Raw genomic sequence first — 15,511 nt, forward strand, 5'->3', positions numbered from 1 at the left:
CGGCGCCATTCGTCCGCCGTCCACCCGCCCGTGGACAAGAGGGACAAGTGGTCCCAGATGCCGTGTGTCCTCTTGGCAAACGCGATCCCGCCGCCTGAGTCAAGACGCGCGAGGAGCTCGTCGCAAGGCGGGTTACGCACCCATAGCGTCGCCCGGCCGCTCATGCGGCGGCCTCGGCCACGAGCCCGCCAACGCGCTCCACGGTGGCGAGGGGAATGTCCCCCCACAGAGGCAGACACAGCACATCCTCGGCGGCAGCGTCCGCGACCGGTGTCGGATTCGGGCAAATAGCTCCCTGACTGCGGTAGCGGTGGCTGAAGTACCGTCTGCTGTCGACGCCATGATGGTCCAGAAAGACGCTCACCTTGTCCGCCAGAGCAGTCGTCCCAGCACGCAACCGGGCGACGGCATATGCGTGATTGCCGCTCACCGTATCCGCAGGCCACAGCAAGCGAACTGAGGACATGTCCTTCAGTAACTCCCGATACACCGCAGCCGCCTGCGCACGGCCGGCGACTTCCGCGTCGAGCGTCCGCAGCAGCGACAGCCCTACCGCAGCCTGAAGTTCGTTCATTTTGGCGTTCGTTCCATACTCCTCCGCACCGCCCGACTCACCGAGACCGAAGTTGCGCAGGCGGCGGACCGCCTCGGCGGCGTCGTCATGCGGAGTGCACACCGCACCGCCTTCGACGGTGTGCATCACCTTGGTGGCATGGAAGCTGACAGCGCTCGCATCACCGAACGCAGTGACGGGGACGCCGTCGACGCGTACGCCCACCGCTGGCGCGGCGTCATAGACCAGCGCCAGACCGTAACGGCTGGCGACCGACTGCAGAGCCGCAACATCAGCGGGGTGACCGAAGGTATGGACCGCCACAATGGCGCAGGTGCGCGGCGTGACCAAAGCGGCCGCCGATGCCGGATCCAGCGTCAGCCAGCGGGGCTCCACGTCGGCCAGGACCGGGACGAGCCCATTCCAGCGCAGTGCCTGAAGCGTTGCCGGAAAGGTGAATGCCGATGTGATCACCTCGCCATCCAGCTGCAGCGCCCGGCACGCCAGCTGCAAGGCCATCGTCCCGCTGGATGTCGCGGCGACGTTGTCCCAACCGAGGTCCTTGTGCAGCGCGGCCTCGAACCGGCGCAGCACCGGACCGTCATTGGTCAAACGCCCGCTCGCCCAGATGCCCTCCACCAGCGCCGACCACTCCCCGGACGAGGGAGCACGAGGAAGAACCAGCGGAATGCGCCCACTCCCGTCGAGACCATCACCGCTCATTGGCCCTCCGCCGAAACGCTGTAGCCGTAACACTCCATCTCCCGGGCAAGTTCAGCGTGCATCCGCGCCAACCCCTGGCCGGGCAGCGAAACCGTGCGATCCTCAGAAGGCCGGATCTCACTGCTTGCCCGGTCCAGCCAAGCTGCGTCAGGGGGCAGCTGAAGAAACGTCCGTACCTCGTCAAGAAGGCGCCGAGGCGCGGCGACCAGATGATCGTGCCGCACCATCAGAACGCGCTCATCGTCGACCGCGGCCTTGCGCCAGGAACGGAAATAGGCTGCCGTATAAGCAGCCGCCTCGACCAGATCCGGCGGTCCCCAATCCCGCCGGGTGTGGGAGAGCGCGACATGCGCCGGGTGACGCACCATGACCACCACCCGGCAGCCCGGCAGGCACTGACGCAGCCGACGAACATACTGCGCGTTGCTGGGGGTTTTCTCACACAAGAACGGACGCGAAGGATCCAACGCGGCAGCACGGAAGACCGAGGTCAAAAACGCGCCGAACAGCGGGGCGAGTTCCCCCGACGACAGCGCAGGCGGCAAGGGCAGCCGCGGCTGACCGACGAGCCGCACCACAGGAGCGCCAAGACCGCCGACGAGACACTCGAGCGCTGCCCCTACCTCGGATGTGTCCCCGAGTGTCTCCCGCACATGACGCGCAAATCCGGCCAACGCGATGCTGGCTGCACCAGGCGTGTAGCCGGCGTCCGCGTCGAGCATCGGCCAGACTTCGCTGATCGCCTCCAGTATCCGTGTCTCGCCGCCGCCGACGGCACTCACCTGGGGATGGCTGCACAGCAGACGCTTGACCACACTGGTTCCCGTCCGCCCGTGCACGCCTCCGACGAAGAACAGTCGCGGTGTCGGACCTCCACCCTCGAAAGACGCCTCCTGCACGTTCGCGACCTCCAGACCAGCCGGTTCCCTGCGCATCCACTTGCCGGGTCGGGACACACGACGTGTCCGAAGAGCATCACTGGGTGACGAGTGTGCCACCGCTTGCGCATCGAACTCCAGACCGCGGGCGGCGCAGCCTCAACAAGGCCGACATCGACAAAGATCGTGCACGGCACGCAATTTGACCAACGGCGCTCTGGCGTCGCCCCAGGCTGCTGACGGGCACGCGGACTTCCGACTGGCGCACGGAACGCCGCGGACGACCGCCGCAGGAGTAATGACGGTCCTGGCGCTCAGTGGTCTGCGGGATTCATCACGAGACATGCTGTCCACGCACGCGGAAACCACGGCGCGAACAGGTCGCCCCCAACCTGACCAGCACAACTCCGAACTCCTGGCCTGACAGCGATCTCACTCAGGGAAGCTGCACCCTTCTGCGTTCATGGGGCTGCTGGTCGCCAAATCGGACAAGACGTCACATGCCACACTCGGCAGGCGAACCACCCACATCGAGACTTCTCAAAGACCCTGCTAGACGTTCTGACCTCTGAGCGCATCGAACCACCGCACAGCCCACGCCGACACATCCGGCATTTCTGCCGCAGCGGGCATGATCATGGGCGAGCCGTCCTCTGCCCGCCACGACCAGCCGCGCCAGGAGGAACCAGGGTGATGCCGAGCGGAGAGGGACGGCTAACGGCCGGTGGACGGCAGCAGTGAGGCTGCGCTCGGCGCATCCCAGCAGCGTGAGAGCCCGAGCCGGGCCCAGGCGGCTTCTGGCGCCGGCACCAGGGAGGGCACGGAGTGACCCTGTGACGGGACAGGTGTTTGTCACGGCGTGTCAGCTGCCGTGGCCATTGCCGCTGTTGTGGTAAGTATGGCGGCCGAAAGGGGAGCCGTCGCGTGACGCGGCCGGGGTGTCCGTCCCGGGTGATGCCCGGGGCGGTGACGGCACAGGGGCCGGTGGCACGTGCGGAGGCCTGTCCGGCTGGCCGGGGGTGTCCCGGTCACCGAGTGAGCTGTGCGCGTGGCGTCGGCGGAGTACTGCAGCAGGCTGGGGGACGTGTGATGAGTGAAATGAGACTGTGGGACGACAATCCCACGGGTGTGGACCTGCTGGGCTTCGCATCCATCGTCGACACGGTGGTGACCACACTCGAGCTCCCGTACCTGGACCCGGTGACGATCGGGATTGCCGCGCCCTGGGGCGGCGGGAAGTCGACGGTGCTGCGGCTGCTACACAAGGAGCTGGACGGGCAAGACGGTTACCGGGTGATCCGTCTCGATCCATGGGAGTTCGACGATCAGTTCGATGTGCGCGGTGGCGTGATCGGTGAAGTTCTGCAGGATCTCCTGACGGCCTACAAGGCGCAGGACGGCCTGCAGGACAGGACCAATGGGCTTCTTGAGCGGGTGAGCTGGTCACGCGTTGCGGTCAGCCTGTCCAAGGGATCGTTGGTCGCCCAGTCCGCAGACCTGGTCGAGGCCCTCACACCCCGCTCGAAGAGCGATCCCAGGAGCCTGGCGGGTTTCCGGAAGGAGTTCGCCAGTCTGCTCAAGGACCTGACACAGCTCAAGCGCCTGGTCGTGCTCGTCGACGACCTGGACCGTTGTCTGCCCGACGCGGTGATGGCCACGCTGGAGGCTATCAAGCTGTTCCTGTCGGTGGAGAAGGTCGCGTTCGTCCTGGCGGCGGACCAGGACATGGTGCGCGAGTCGATCGCAGCGAGCCTGGACGCCACGGGCCGGAGCGAGCGGTTCGCCCACCGCTACCTGGAGAAGATCGTCCAGGTGCCGCTGTCGTTGCCGCGGATCGGCGCCGACGAGGCAGCCACCTTCATCACGCTGCTGCTCTCGGCGCACGAGTGCTCGCCGGAGCACTACACACGGCTGGTTGAGCACGCCCAGCAGCGGCGTGCCGCGGGGCAGTCCCCGGTCCTGTCGGACCTGCAGAATCTTCCGTGGCAGCCCGACGGAGTCTCGCTCGCCCTGGCCGACCGGCTGGCCACCGGCCTGTCGGCGGACCGGTCCGGAAGCCCACGCAGCATCAAACGCTTCCTCAACGCGTTCGCCCTGCGGACCCGGATCGCCGAGAGCCAGGGCATCAGCATCGACCCTTCGGTGATCGTCAAGCTCATGCTGCTGGAGGACAGCCCGGGCAAGGACTTCGAGACCCTGGTCAAACTCCAGGACGCCCCGCGCAGTGAACTCCTCAAGCACTGGCAGGCCTGGGGGAAGGGGGAACGCGACGACAGGCCGGACCAGGTCAGTGAGGCGAGCAGGCACTGGGCCGCGTCCGAACCTGATCTCACCACGGCCCCGATCGGCCCCTATCTCAGCCTGGCCGCCTCCCTGGTGAGCCTCACCGCGGCCGCTTCCCTCACCCAGGAGCAGGTCACCTGGGTCTCCCACCTCGCCGGTCAGTCGGAGCCGCACCGGCGCAGCGCGCAGCAAGAGGTGACGGCCCGGCCGGTCACGGAGCAGCAGGCCGTCGTCGAGGCCCTGCTGGAGCGCGGCCGCCGGGAACAGGAGAGCGAGCCGCTGGTGGAGTCCCTCCTGTACATCGCGAACGCCACCGAGGATCTGCGCCGCCGCATCGCCGACGGCCTGTGGGACATGCGCAGCAACCTCACCCCCGGCTCCGCCCTGGACATCGCCGACAGCGACAGCGGGGAACTGCGCGACCTGGCGGCACGCCTGGCAGAGGCGACGGACATCGACCCGATGGTGCGGGAAGCAGCCAAGGTGGAACAGGAGGGCCCCTGATGGGCACCTCGGGCTCCTACGGAGGCAGCGGCTCCGCCGAATGGAGCGCGGCCCATGACGCTTTCGACGCCCTGCCCGCCACCGGAACGGGATCCGCCAACTCCCCGGGTACCACGGACCTGTCGGACAGCCAGCAGCAGCTCCTCGACGACGTTGTGCAGGCGCTGGCCAACGCGCTGAACAAGGACGACGCGGACCACGGAACGGTGCCGGCCGGAGGCTATCCGCTCTCCGCCATGATCGCCCCGGCCCGCGGCAGCGGCGGTGGGGGAGGGGGAGGGGCCGGGGGAGCGGCAGGCCCGGGCCGTGTCGGCGGCGGATCGCAGCGCCAGGTACTCAAGGGTTCCGCGCGCGGTGCCGCGGCCCTCGCGGGGGCCTACGCCCTGCGCAACGGCGATGCCGCGCAACTGCGCGAACTCGGCCTGGACTTCACCGAGCTGAGCAGCCTGCCACGGCGCACCCAGATCTCCCGCATCCTGCAGGCCGTCCTCGGCGACGCCGGGCACCCCGACGAGGCGGCCCTGCGCAGAGCCACCGTCAAGCACGTCAAGGACGTCCTCCTCGCCGCCGAGCCGCCCACCCCGGAAGACAGCCTGCGCAGTCTTGTCGCCGAATGGATCTACGAACTCGGCTTGGTCGAGCTCCAGTCCCAAAAAGCCAGCGACAACCTCACCCCCGAGGAGGCCGTCCGCAAACAGGGCTGGCTGCGGTCCTGGCTGCAGCGCAAAGTACGCCACATCTCGGTGCCCGACACACGCCATATGACCGTCAAGGAATTCACCGCCACAGCAGCGAGAGTGACGAGGGAGGCACTGCGTATTCTGCGCGCAGGACGCTCATGACGACCGCCTACGAAGTACTGCCGCACGACGGACAGCAGCACGAGCCCTCCGCGCTGGCCCTGCGCTGGCCCCGTACCCGCACCGACAGCCCCACGCCGACCGTCACCTGCACCCTCGGCTGGGACCTCGACCTCCTGGGCCCCGCACCGGCAGCCGTCGCCGACCTCGTCCGCATCGCCGCCTCCGCCTACCTTGCCGACCGCAGCGCCCGGCGCCCCACCACCTTCGCGCGCACCATCGACCTCACCGTCCACACTGTCGACCCCGACCCCTGGAACAACGCTTCCGGCCGACTCGCCGAAGAACTGCTGTACTGGCTCACCGGCGACGCCTGGCACCTGCACGCCGTGCCCGCCATCCCCGGCAGCCACCCTCCCGCGCCCGTGCCCGACGCCGACGACGTGATGCTCCTGAGTGGCGGACTCGACTCCCTGTGCGGCGCCGCGGACCACCTCGGGGACACGGCAGCGCGCATCCACCTCAGCCACTACGACGGCAGCACCGTCATCCGCCACGCCCAGCAGCAGACCAGCGCCTGGCTCAACGACCGTGCACGGCAGCCGCTGCGCCATCTCAGCGTGAAGCTCTGCCAGACCCATGCCGCCGCGGAATCCTCCTCACGCAGCCGCAGCCTGCTCTTCGCCGCCCTGGCCTCAGCTCTCGCCGCCGGCGCTTCGAGCCCGCAAGTGACCGTCCCGGAGAACGGCTTCACCAGCATCAACCCGCCCCTGACCGCCGCCCGGGGCGGCGCCCTGTCCACCCGCTCGACCCACCCGGGTACGTTCGCCCGCATCAACCAGCTCCTGGCGAGCCTGGACATCCCGGTGACGGTGGCCAACCCCTACGCCTACCTCACCAAGGGACAGCTCCTGGCACGGGCCCTGGACGGTGCGGGCCCATCCCTGCTGCAGGCGGGAGCGGAAACCCTCTCGTGCAGCAAACTCGACGGCAACTGGTACCCCGGCGGAGACCCCACCCTCAACTGCGGCCTGTGCCTGGCCTGCCTGGTACGCCGGGGAGCATTCACCGCGGTCCCCCACCACGACCCCACCACCTACCTCGTTGATCACCTCACAGGCCAAGCACACCAGCTGCTGCTGGAGCGCCGCCGCAAAGACGTCCACGACGTGCGGCAGGCCATCGCCCGCGGCATCGACGACACCGACATCCTCGCCGTCGGTGAACTTCCCCCCGACACCGACCTCGACGCCGTCGGGGACATGTGCCAACGAGGCCTGCAGGAGCTGAACCATGTCCCGCTTCCCTGACGGACTGCCACCGCTCGACTGCCACGCCCACATCGCACCCGACGTGACCCCCGCGCAGATCGACGCCCTGAACGGAGCCGTCGTCTTTGCCGTCACCCGCACCCCAGCCGAAGCACACCACGCCGGCCGGCGCGCCGACGCGCGCCTGGTGTGGGGATCCGGCGTACATCCCGGCGTTCCCGAAGCACTCGACGCCTTCGACCTGCAGCAGTTCCGTGCCACCCTGCGGCACAGCTGCCTCATCGGGGAAGTCGGCCTCGACCGCCGGGGCAACCTCAAGCGGCAACGCACCGTACTGGCCCAGATCCTGAAGGCAGCAAGCGACCAGCCCGTCCTGCTGTCGCTGCACAGCACCGGACGCACCGGCCCTCTCCTCGACCTGCTGACCGACCAGCCGCACCCCGGAATGATCCTGCACTGGTTCCTCGGCAGCGCCACCGAGCGGCAACACGCCATCGACCTGGGCGCCTACTTCTCCGTCAACGCCGCCATGCCCGACGACATCCTGACCTCCCTACCCCTGACCCGCCTGCTGCCTGAGACCGACTTCCCGGCCAGTCGGCGCACCACCGGCGCAGCGCGCCCCGGCCACATCGACCGGCTCGAACAACGCCTCGCCCAACACCACGGCATGACACCGCAACACCTCAGACGACGCTTCTGGCAGAACCTGCGCGAACTGACCACCCGAACCCACGTCCTGGACAGGCTTCCCGAACACGTCGCGGACTGGGCCCTGGAAGCTTGACCCGCAGGCCGCGAGCCACCGCCGGTGTCACTCGCCCCGGCTGACCCGCTCGGCGACCCGGGCATCACTGCGCACGGGCTCCGGCAGCACACAGTCGTGCAGACCACGGGCCGCAAGAACCTGTTCAACCGTCAACCCCCGCGCATCGGACAAGTCCGCCCCCGCCAGATCGGCATCCGCCAGGTCCGCACCGTCGAGCTGCGCCCGGCACAGAACGGCACTACTGAGCGTCACCCCTTGAAGAAGAGCCCTCCGTAGGTCAGCCCCCGGAAGCTGGGCCTTCGCGAGGTGACGCCCCGCGAGATCGACCGGCGGCCAGGAACCTCCCCGACGCCGTGAACCAGGTGCGGTGAGCGCCCGCAGCGCCTCCTGAACCATCTCGCCGGGTTCCTCCGGAAGCCGCACGGACGCCAGACCGCCCGGCGCACCGGCAGGCTGCGTGCGGTCCCGAACCAACGCATTCAGCACCCGCGCGGCATGCCTCCCCTGGTCAGGGGCATCCTGGACGATCTGTTCCAGCGCGAGAACACCTCCGATGCACACATACGACTCAGCCGAACCCAGCCGCTCCAGCGCCTTCGTGAAACGGTCCGTCACCTGCCCGCGACGACTCAGCCGGTAGGACCGGGCGGTATAGACCAGGGCGATGCCGGCACCTACGGCCGCAACGACCTGCACCACGGCCAGCCGGACCTGTCCCACCGCCGCCGACCGGGCCGCGGCGTCCATCGACGACCAGTCCTGCCCAGCCAGCCAGCGTGCCAAGCGTCGGCTCAGCGGAGTGAACATCATGACCAGCACTCCCGCCAGCCCGGCCACACCCAGCACAGCCATCACGGCTGGCCACACTTTCCTCAACTCCATGACCCGGTTTCTATCGCGTCCGCCGCACCGAGGGCGACTTGCCCCGCCCGCACCCCAGTCCCCAGGACGAAAGGAGTGCCTCCGGTCCGCACACCACCGGCCATCCTGCGCCTGTGCGCATGCGGGAGGATCCGCAACTGGCGTGCAGGATCTGCCGGTTCGTGGCCATCTGCGCGGTGGTGTTTACCGGAAGATCTGCCGCCGCACGGCGGGTTCGTGACGTTCCCGCCGCCGGGCGTGAAAGCCCGCAAGGATGAGCCGGGGTACCAGGGAGCGAGCCTGTGAGCGGGAGAGACCTTGGACAATACGAGCCTCACCGGCCATCTGCACGACGCTGCGGCAGAGCGGTCTTTCCGGTTCATCCCGCCGTCCCGGGCCCACCCCGCCTGGGAACTGCCCGCGCCGTTTCCCGAATTACTGGACCAGCTGATCTACGCGACGGTGGATGACTGCCAGCAGTGCCAGCCCGCCCTGCTGGACCGTGTCGCGGGCGATGCGCGAGCGACGCTGGAGCTGGTGGCCTGGGCCTGCTTCATCACGTCCGAGATCTACTGCGGCATCCCGTCGGAACTTGTCGCCGGCAACGAGGCGTCCGACGCCCCGTTTCGAGCCTCGCCCACCTTCCGCACGCTGGCACGGCAATACGGCGCACACGGGCGGATCCAGGACACCGCCTGCATTCACCGCCAGCAGCACAGCGCCGCGAAGCGGCGGACACCGCTGTCACCCTCGTCGCCGGCCTGTCCCGGTGGTCGGCGGACTTCCTCTACCAGTGACCCCTGGCCGCCCCGCCTCCTGAGCGGGCAAGAGGACAAGAGGAGACGTGATGAGTCACCACCACACCCCCGGTGCCGCCCCGCTTCCCGGGCAGCGGCGAGAAGCAACGGCAGGCGGCGGGCAGACACTTCGCTGATGGCGATCTTCGTCCTGCAGCCCCACACCCTGTAGCTCCGCGACGCTCATGACTAGACCGAGATACCGGTACCCGATGCCGTCGAGACCTGATGCGACGCGCGGGCGGACTGCAGCTCACCACGATGTCACTCTTCACTCCCGTGCCCCGGCGCACCCAGAGCTGCAACTGCCCGATGGCGCACTCATGATCCGGTTCCCGGACACGAGCCGCCTCTGCGACGGCTCCCTGTCGTCGGAGCCCACCCACATGGCAGCGCGATGTCGCCGCCACCGGAGACGTCGTGATCGTCACCGGGCCGATGGCTGACGCGGACTGCATCGGCCCCGCGACAGTGCGGCGCAGTACCGCCCGTGGGATGACCTGAAAAGCGAAGGCGGTGCGGGCAGACAGCGCGAAGTGCACAAGGGGCGGAATGGACGGCGGTCGGCGTTGTCAGTGGTGCCTGAGACAGTGATGGGGTGGACAGCCAGACAGAGCGATTCTTCGAGGATGCGGTCAGGACCGGCCGCAGGAACGCCATCACCGTGGAGATGGCCCGCCGCCACTGTCTGAACATGACGTTCACCGAGTGCGGTGGCCAGGGAATGGCCGAGGCGGCCACCGGCCTGCCGATCAACATGCGGCAGGTGGGCTGCCTTGTGGCACACGGCGGTGCCAGCGGGAACATGGACTGGATCGCCGGCGAGTTCTACGAACAGCACTGCGTGGGGTGCGTTCACCGCAGTCCCACGGGCGATGTGCCGAATCTCGCCACGGTCATGGACGAACGCAAAGAAGCCGCGGCCAGGGCCGAGGAAGCCGAGCGAGCCGAAACAGCACGACGGCACCACGCGTGGGAGCAGCGCGTCGAGCACCGCCGGGGTGCGCAGGCGTCATCGGACATGGCGATGGCCGGTGCGCTGGACGATATCGGCGTCCTGGACCAGGAGCCTGGTACGGAACGGGACAAGGCGGCCTGCGACGGTGCGCTGCGGCGGCTGACCGCGCTGGCGGAGCGGGCGCCGGAGACCTTCACCACCGAGGTGATCGAGCTGGCCCTGGGGCTGGTGGCCGACGTGCGCGTCTCACCGTTGTTGACGCCGCTGCGGCACGTGGCCCGCGCCCGCGGCGAGTTCGTGGCGGATGTCCTGTTGGCGGCCCTGAACACCTTGCGGCGCGGCCCGGTTGAGGAGGCCGGCCGCTGCGTGGCCGACCTGCTGACTCCTGACGATGCTGGCCGGCTCGATGAGGCGGCGGTGCGGTCCCTGGCGTATCTCGCTGAGCCGCGAAGTCGGCGTCTTGGGCTCTATGAAGGCGCAACCGGGGACGCCAGTGGTCTTCGGGTGGCAGCGGAAGCGTCCCCCCGCGCCGTGGCCGCGGCACTGACCGGCATGCTGCCCGCCCCCCGGCCGTCTGCGTCGCTGGTGGTGCCTGCCGGAGTGCGGCCCGCACCCCGGACACGACGAGAGGCCGAGACCGACCGGCGCGCTGCTGCGGCCGCTGTACGGGCCCTGGCGTTCACGCACCCGGACGTGGCGGGCGCGCTCGTGCCGGCGATGCTGCTGAATCTGGGCGTCGACGGTGACCACCACAACGACCCCGCGCCGGTGGGCACTCTCCAGCAAGCCCTTGCCGCCCTGCTCGTCCTGGAGGTGGGGGATGTGCCCGCCCAGCTCGAGCGGACCGGCAGCACGGCCGCAGACACCCTGCGTCAGCGCCTGTTCGGGGTCCTGGAACAGGCAGGCCGCCTCATCGACCCCAAGTACCGGTTCCGTACCTCGAGCGATCCCCAGCCCGGCGAGGGTCGTCAGCAGGCCGTCTTCGAGGAACTGCTCTCCACGTGCCTGGCCCGCGTCGGGGGAGGCTGGGGCGACGAGGTACGCGTCCAGGCCGCGATCCTGGCCGAGCAGCTGACCCGAGCCCACCCCGCCTGGGCAGGCCCGCACCTGCCTGCCCTCCTGGGCACGGTCCTTACCGCTATCGACGTGCTGGAGTCGGCGGACAGCGCACCCGCATCGCCCCTGGCCACCCCCGAAACGGTCCTGCCGCAGCAGCGATTCTTCGAACGGGAGGCCCACCTGCAGTCCTTCGCGTCCGGCATCAGCAGGCTCCTGGACGCCCTGGAACACCTCGCCGCCCTCGACGCGGTAGCCGTGTGCGCCGCAGTCATTGACACCATCACCGACGAACGCGACAGTCGGCGCAGACAGGTCATCGTGCCGCGCCTGCTGCCCCTGCTGGGGACGCTCGGACGGCGTCACGGCGACCACCCCGGCCTGCTGCGGATGATCCTCCCGCTGCTGCACACCTACCTCGTCGACGCCGATGTCGCCTCCCGGTCGGCCGCGCTGAGCGCCTGGGCCCACATCGGTGGCGCCCACCGGCTGCCTTCCAGCATCTCCGACCTCCTGCCGGCCCTGCTCAACGACCCCTACATCGGTGTCATCAACGGGGTGCTCGACACCGCCCTCCGCCTGGACTGGAGTACCCAGGACACGCATCTTCTGCTGCGCTACGCCCTGCTGGTCTGCGCGCAGGTCGACAGCGACCGGTTCCCGGACACCGTCACGAAGGCCATGGCGGCCGCTTCCCGTCTCTCCCGCGGCGACGAAGCCCTCCGGACACCCACCGAACAGCAGATCCTCAAACGCGCAGCCGACCTCGACCGCTACCGCCTGCGCGACGCCCTGAGCCGCGACTGGCTGCCGCAGACCACGGCCACCTCGGCCATGGCGAAGCTGCGCCTGCGCCAGGTACGCGACCCGCACATCAACGACCGGTTCAACGCCCACGACAACGAGGAACTGTGCGCGCTGCTGGACTGCGGCCCGGGCCTGGCAGGCCTGCCGGTGCAGGACCTGCGGGAGGCCGCCCTCGAACTCGGGCCGCACGGAGTGTCCGGTACGGCAGAATACGCCGAAGTCGCCTGGCGGGCAGCCCGCCCGGCAGATGCCGCCGCCCTCATGAACGCCGTCCTCGAGGCGACACCGGACGAGCCCGCCTTCACCGTCCACCGGGCGCTGGCTTCGCTGATCGCCGCCGCGGCCGCGTTCGATGCCGCCGCAGCGGCCGGGGGAGACACGCGGGAGGCCGCCCGCGCGCTGACCCACGCCGCCCACACCCTCGACGCAGACAGCGACGCCCGCGCTCTCACCGAGCAGGCCCGCCTCCGGGTCACGCTCCGCGGCCTTCTCACCGGCCACGAACCGGCGTCGGCAGACGGCACCGGCCAGCACGATTTGGACCGGCGACCCGGCGACGCAGGCGGCGAGCCGGCCGACGCACTGCGGGCCCGCGCAGCCCAGCTCCGCGCCGCCGCGGACACCCTCAGGAACCAGGCCCAGGAAGCGACGGCGACCGCCGTCTACGTGCGGTCCTTCGCCGGACTGTGCGAGGTGGCCTCCTTCCTGGTCCTACTCGATGCGGCCGAACTCGACGCCGACACCGCCCAGATGACCGCGCTGGCCACCGCAGCCCGCCGACGCGCCACCGCCGCCACCGCCGACCTTCACAAGCGCTTCACGGACACCGACCCGCTGGCCGGACCACTGCTGGCCGCCCTGGAGCAGGCACAGGCCCTCACCGGTGCCGACGGCGTGGCCGACCTCCTCACCCACTTCGCCGCCCTGCCCCTGCCCCTGGTGATCGCCCGAGGCCGACGCCGCACACCGCTCCGCTCCGGCACGGCGGACACCGACACTGATGCCCGGGCCGCCGAGGACCAGCTAGCCGCCGCCGTCGTTCTGGCCAGCGTCGACGGACGCCTCATCACCGGCCCGCAGATCCTGCGCCCCTCCACGGTCTACGAACTCCGCCTCGACGTCCGCACCGGCCCCTGGCCTCAGTGGGCCCAGAGCCTCGAAGCCGACCTCCTCGGCCACTTCACCCCCGCCGAGGTGGAAACCCCCGCCTACCTGTGGCCGCGCCCGCCACGCCCCGAGGACCCGGTGACACTGAGCGCCACCGGCACGCTCATCCTCCGCTTCGCCCTGCCCGCCGGCAGCCCTGCCCCGCCGTTCTCGGTCAACCTGCGCTGGCGCGGCACCAAGGACGGGAAGCCTTTTACCCAGAGCCTCGACGCCGCCGGGCACCGCGAGATCCGCTTGCGGCCCTTCGACGCCTCACGCGACTTCCTGACCAGCTTCCCCGTCTTCGACGAACGCCTGCTCGCCCTCTACGAAAGCCTCCACCCCGCCGGTTACGACGAGGACCAGCTCCAGGCCTTCTGCCGCCTGTTCACCGCCATCTGCCGCACCGGACTCACCATGACCTGGAACAAGCAGTACAAACGCGGCAGCCACGTGACCGAACGCAAGTTCCACGACGACCTGTACAAGGAACTGCAGGCAGAGCCGGAACTCGGCGGACGCCTGGAACGGGGCAGCCCGCTCGCCCTGGGATACCTCGACGTCCGGCACGACGGCATCACCGCCGAACTGAAGGTCGAGCGCACCACCCCGGTCACTCAAGAGCGCGCCCCCAAGTACATGGGCCAGCCCACCCAGTACGCAGCCGCCGACGGCGCACGCCTGTCGATCCTGTGCATCTTGGACATGAGCCGCAAGACCTCACCCGTCGGCGTGCCGGAGAACTACCTCTTCACCCTCCAGCCCGCCCTCCACGGTCTGACCAACCCACAGGCGCCGTCACTCGTCGCAGCCATCGTCGTCAACGGCAACCTGCCGACCCCCAGTTCATGGTCACGCCGCAGAACACCCACCCTGTCTGCATCACCGCCGCCGTGAACCGGCTTGACAGCCAGCATGTCCGAAGCGGCCTCTGGCTGCACGATCGCGCCTAAACAGGTGGGCCCGGACACAACTGCCGCCGCCTGGCAGCGGATCTGCGAAGTCGGCGGCCGCGGCCAGCATGGCCAGCAGGACCGAGACCGGTGTCCGGTCACCAGCGTCGGAGACCAGGCACACAGCCGTCCCATCCAGGCCGGCCACCGTGTACTGACCGCCGTCCCAGCGCACCCGGTCCCCCCGCACCAGCACCCCGCGCGGAGCGCGCCGCACCACGAGCGACGCCCGCTCCACCATGGCCGCGGTCATGACTGCTCCAGCACCAACGGGCGGCGCACCGCGTCCGGTTCACCCGCGGCCAGCGGTTCTACCAGCGTCCCCGGCGACAGCGGCACGCTCCAGTCCATCCCCAGCCGTCGGTGCCACAGCATGTGGTAGAGCCGCGGCAAGGCCAGCATCCGCGGCATCCTGCACGCCTCGACGCCCTCCAGCAGCCGCCTGGGCCGCATGAAAGCACCGGCCAGCGCCGCCTCCACCTCCGCATCGCCGTACCGAGGATGGCGACGGCGCGACACCCACCGCAGATTCATCAGCGCCACCGTTCCCGGCAGCCGCGGCGTGGCGAGCTGCCAGCCCGTGTGCTGGCACGCCTCACGCAGCACCTCCAGCTGCCGCTCGAACCTCGTGCTCGGCCCCGTCTGCGGCGCGCACATCACCACCAGCGTCCGTCCGTCCGCAGCCTGCACGAAGAAGTCCGGCACCAGCTGCCGCTGTCGGTCCTTCTCCCGCCAGGTCAGCTGCGCCGACCAGGCACTGAAGTCGACCACTCCAGGATGGAAATCCAGCAGCATTGCCGTCGACAGCCGATCCAGCGACCGGCAGCCCACGTGCCGCCGGTTGGTCGCCGCCCACCACCAGGTGACGATGCTGCGCTGAGAGGGATGCCGCGACGGCTTCCACACCTCGTCCCGCTCTGTCAGCGCAACCCCGGCCAGCCGCTGGGCCGGCTGTGTCCGCCGTACCCCGTACTGGTCCTGATGGACAACCCGTAACTCCCGTGCCATAAAAGCCCTCTTGGGGTCACACGCCACGCCGCATGGCCGGCCAGCCCCGGCAGCGGGGCTGCCAGACCTCCTAGCACACCCCCCGCCCCAATGCCTCCATCGCGCGACGCGTTCCGGACAGCCTCAGGGGCCTGGCGCTTTGCG

General features: G+C 69.6%; 10 protein-coding genes. 6 read left to right on the plus strand and 4 right to left on the minus strand.

The features are described from left to right. Window positions 1-160 precede the first annotated feature (160 nt). Together ACIBLC_RS38405 and ACIBLC_RS38410 are read right to left on the minus strand one after the other, a co-directional pair. Window positions 161-1,276 (minus strand): DegT/DnrJ/EryC1/StrS family aminotransferase, encoded by a 1,116-nt coding sequence (locus ACIBLC_RS38405; protein ID WP_399216118.1) that lies wholly within the window; start codon window positions 1,274-1,276, stop codon window positions 161-163. Continuing rightward, on the minus strand, window positions 1,273-2,091 hold the full coding sequence (locus tag ACIBLC_RS38410; protein ID WP_399216119.1) for a sulfotransferase family protein: 819 nt from the start codon (window positions 2,089-2,091) through the stop codon (window positions 1,273-1,275). The genes ACIBLC_RS38405 and ACIBLC_RS38410 overlap by 4 nt, the downstream gene beginning before the upstream one ends. Before the next feature lie 1,152 nt (window positions 2,092-3,243). Between ACIBLC_RS38410 and ACIBLC_RS38415 the strand changes: the two genes are divergently transcribed. Genes ACIBLC_RS38415 through ACIBLC_RS38430 form a run of 4 tightly spaced genes read left to right on the plus strand, consistent with a single transcriptional unit; the run spans window position 3,244 to window position 7,799 of the window. Beyond that, on the plus strand, window positions 3,244-4,941 hold the full coding sequence (locus tag ACIBLC_RS38415) for a P-loop NTPase fold protein (protein WP_399216120.1): 1,698 nt from the start codon (window positions 3,244-3,246) through the stop codon (window positions 4,939-4,941). Then, window positions 4,941-5,783 (plus strand): hypothetical protein, encoded by an 843-nt coding sequence (locus tag ACIBLC_RS38420; RefSeq protein ID WP_399216121.1) that lies wholly within the window; start codon window positions 4,941-4,943, stop codon window positions 5,781-5,783. Before ACIBLC_RS38415 ends, ACIBLC_RS38420 begins: the two co-directional genes overlap by 1 nt. Beyond that, window positions 5,780-7,051, plus strand: coding sequence for a hypothetical protein (locus tag ACIBLC_RS38425; protein ID WP_399216122.1), 1,272 nt, complete (start codon window positions 5,780-5,782; stop codon window positions 7,049-7,051). The genes ACIBLC_RS38420 and ACIBLC_RS38425 overlap by 4 nt, the downstream gene beginning before the upstream one ends. Beyond that, on the plus strand, window positions 7,035-7,799 hold the full coding sequence (locus ACIBLC_RS38430; protein ID WP_399216123.1) for a TatD family hydrolase: 765 nt from the start codon (window positions 7,035-7,037) through the stop codon (window positions 7,797-7,799). Before ACIBLC_RS38425 ends, ACIBLC_RS38430 begins: the two co-directional genes overlap by 17 nt. A gap of 27 nt (window positions 7,800-7,826) precedes the next feature. Here ACIBLC_RS38430 and ACIBLC_RS38435 read toward each other — a convergent pair whose 3' ends face one another. Continuing rightward, window positions 7,827-8,663 (minus strand): pentapeptide repeat-containing protein, encoded by an 837-nt coding sequence (locus tag ACIBLC_RS38435; RefSeq protein WP_399216124.1) that lies wholly within the window; start codon window positions 8,661-8,663, stop codon window positions 7,827-7,829. 297 nt (window positions 8,664-8,960) lie between these two features. Here ACIBLC_RS38435 and ACIBLC_RS38440 point away from each other — a divergent pair, with 297 nt between their 5' ends. Together ACIBLC_RS38440 and ACIBLC_RS38445 are read left to right on the plus strand one after the other, a co-directional pair. Then, the gene (locus ACIBLC_RS38440; RefSeq protein WP_399216125.1) at window positions 8,961-9,611 is read left to right on the plus strand and encodes a hypothetical protein; all 651 of its coding nucleotides are present in this window, start codon (window positions 8,961-8,963) and stop codon (window positions 9,609-9,611) included. Window positions 9,612-10,037: 426 nt separating this feature from the next. Continuing rightward, on the plus strand, window positions 10,038-14,303 hold the full coding sequence (locus ACIBLC_RS38445; RefSeq protein WP_399216126.1) for a hypothetical protein: 4,266 nt from the start codon (window positions 10,038-10,040) through the stop codon (window positions 14,301-14,303). Window positions 14,304-14,608: 305 nt separating this feature from the next. On the opposite strand, the gene ACIBLC_RS38450 is transcribed toward ACIBLC_RS38445, so the two are convergent. Continuing rightward, entirely contained in the window at window positions 14,609-15,367 is a 759-nt protein-coding gene (locus ACIBLC_RS38450) for a TnsA-like heteromeric transposase endonuclease subunit (RefSeq protein WP_399216127.1), read from the minus strand. Window positions 15,368-15,511: the final 144 nt, after the last annotated feature.

Source organism: Streptomyces sp. NPDC050535 (assembly GCF_044457665.1).
GTDB lineage: Bacteria > Actinomycetota > Actinomycetes > Streptomycetales > Streptomycetaceae > Streptomyces.

Coding starts and splice junctions, on each gene's coding strand:
- ACIBLC_RS38415 (WP_399216120.1), top strand. CDS start 3,244: ATGAGTGAAATGAGACTGTGGGACGACAATCCCACGGGTGTGGACCTG.
- ACIBLC_RS38405 (WP_399216118.1), bottom strand. CDS start 1,276: ATGAGCGGTGATGGTCTCGACGGGAGTGGGCGCATTCCGCTGGTTCTT.
- ACIBLC_RS38425 (WP_399216122.1), top strand. CDS start 5,780: ATGACGACCGCCTACGAAGTACTGCCGCACGACGGACAGCAGCACGAG.
- ACIBLC_RS38430 (WP_399216123.1), top strand. CDS start 7,035: ATGTCCCGCTTCCCTGACGGACTGCCACCGCTCGACTGCCACGCCCAC.
- ACIBLC_RS38420 (WP_399216121.1), top strand. CDS start 4,941: ATGGGCACCTCGGGCTCCTACGGAGGCAGCGGCTCCGCCGAATGGAGC.
- ACIBLC_RS38450 (WP_399216127.1), bottom strand. CDS start 15,367: ATGGCACGGGAGTTACGGGTTGTCCATCAGGACCAGTACGGGGTACGG.
- ACIBLC_RS38435 (WP_399216124.1), bottom strand. CDS start 8,663: ATGGAGTTGAGGAAAGTGTGGCCAGCCGTGATGGCTGTGCTGGGTGTG.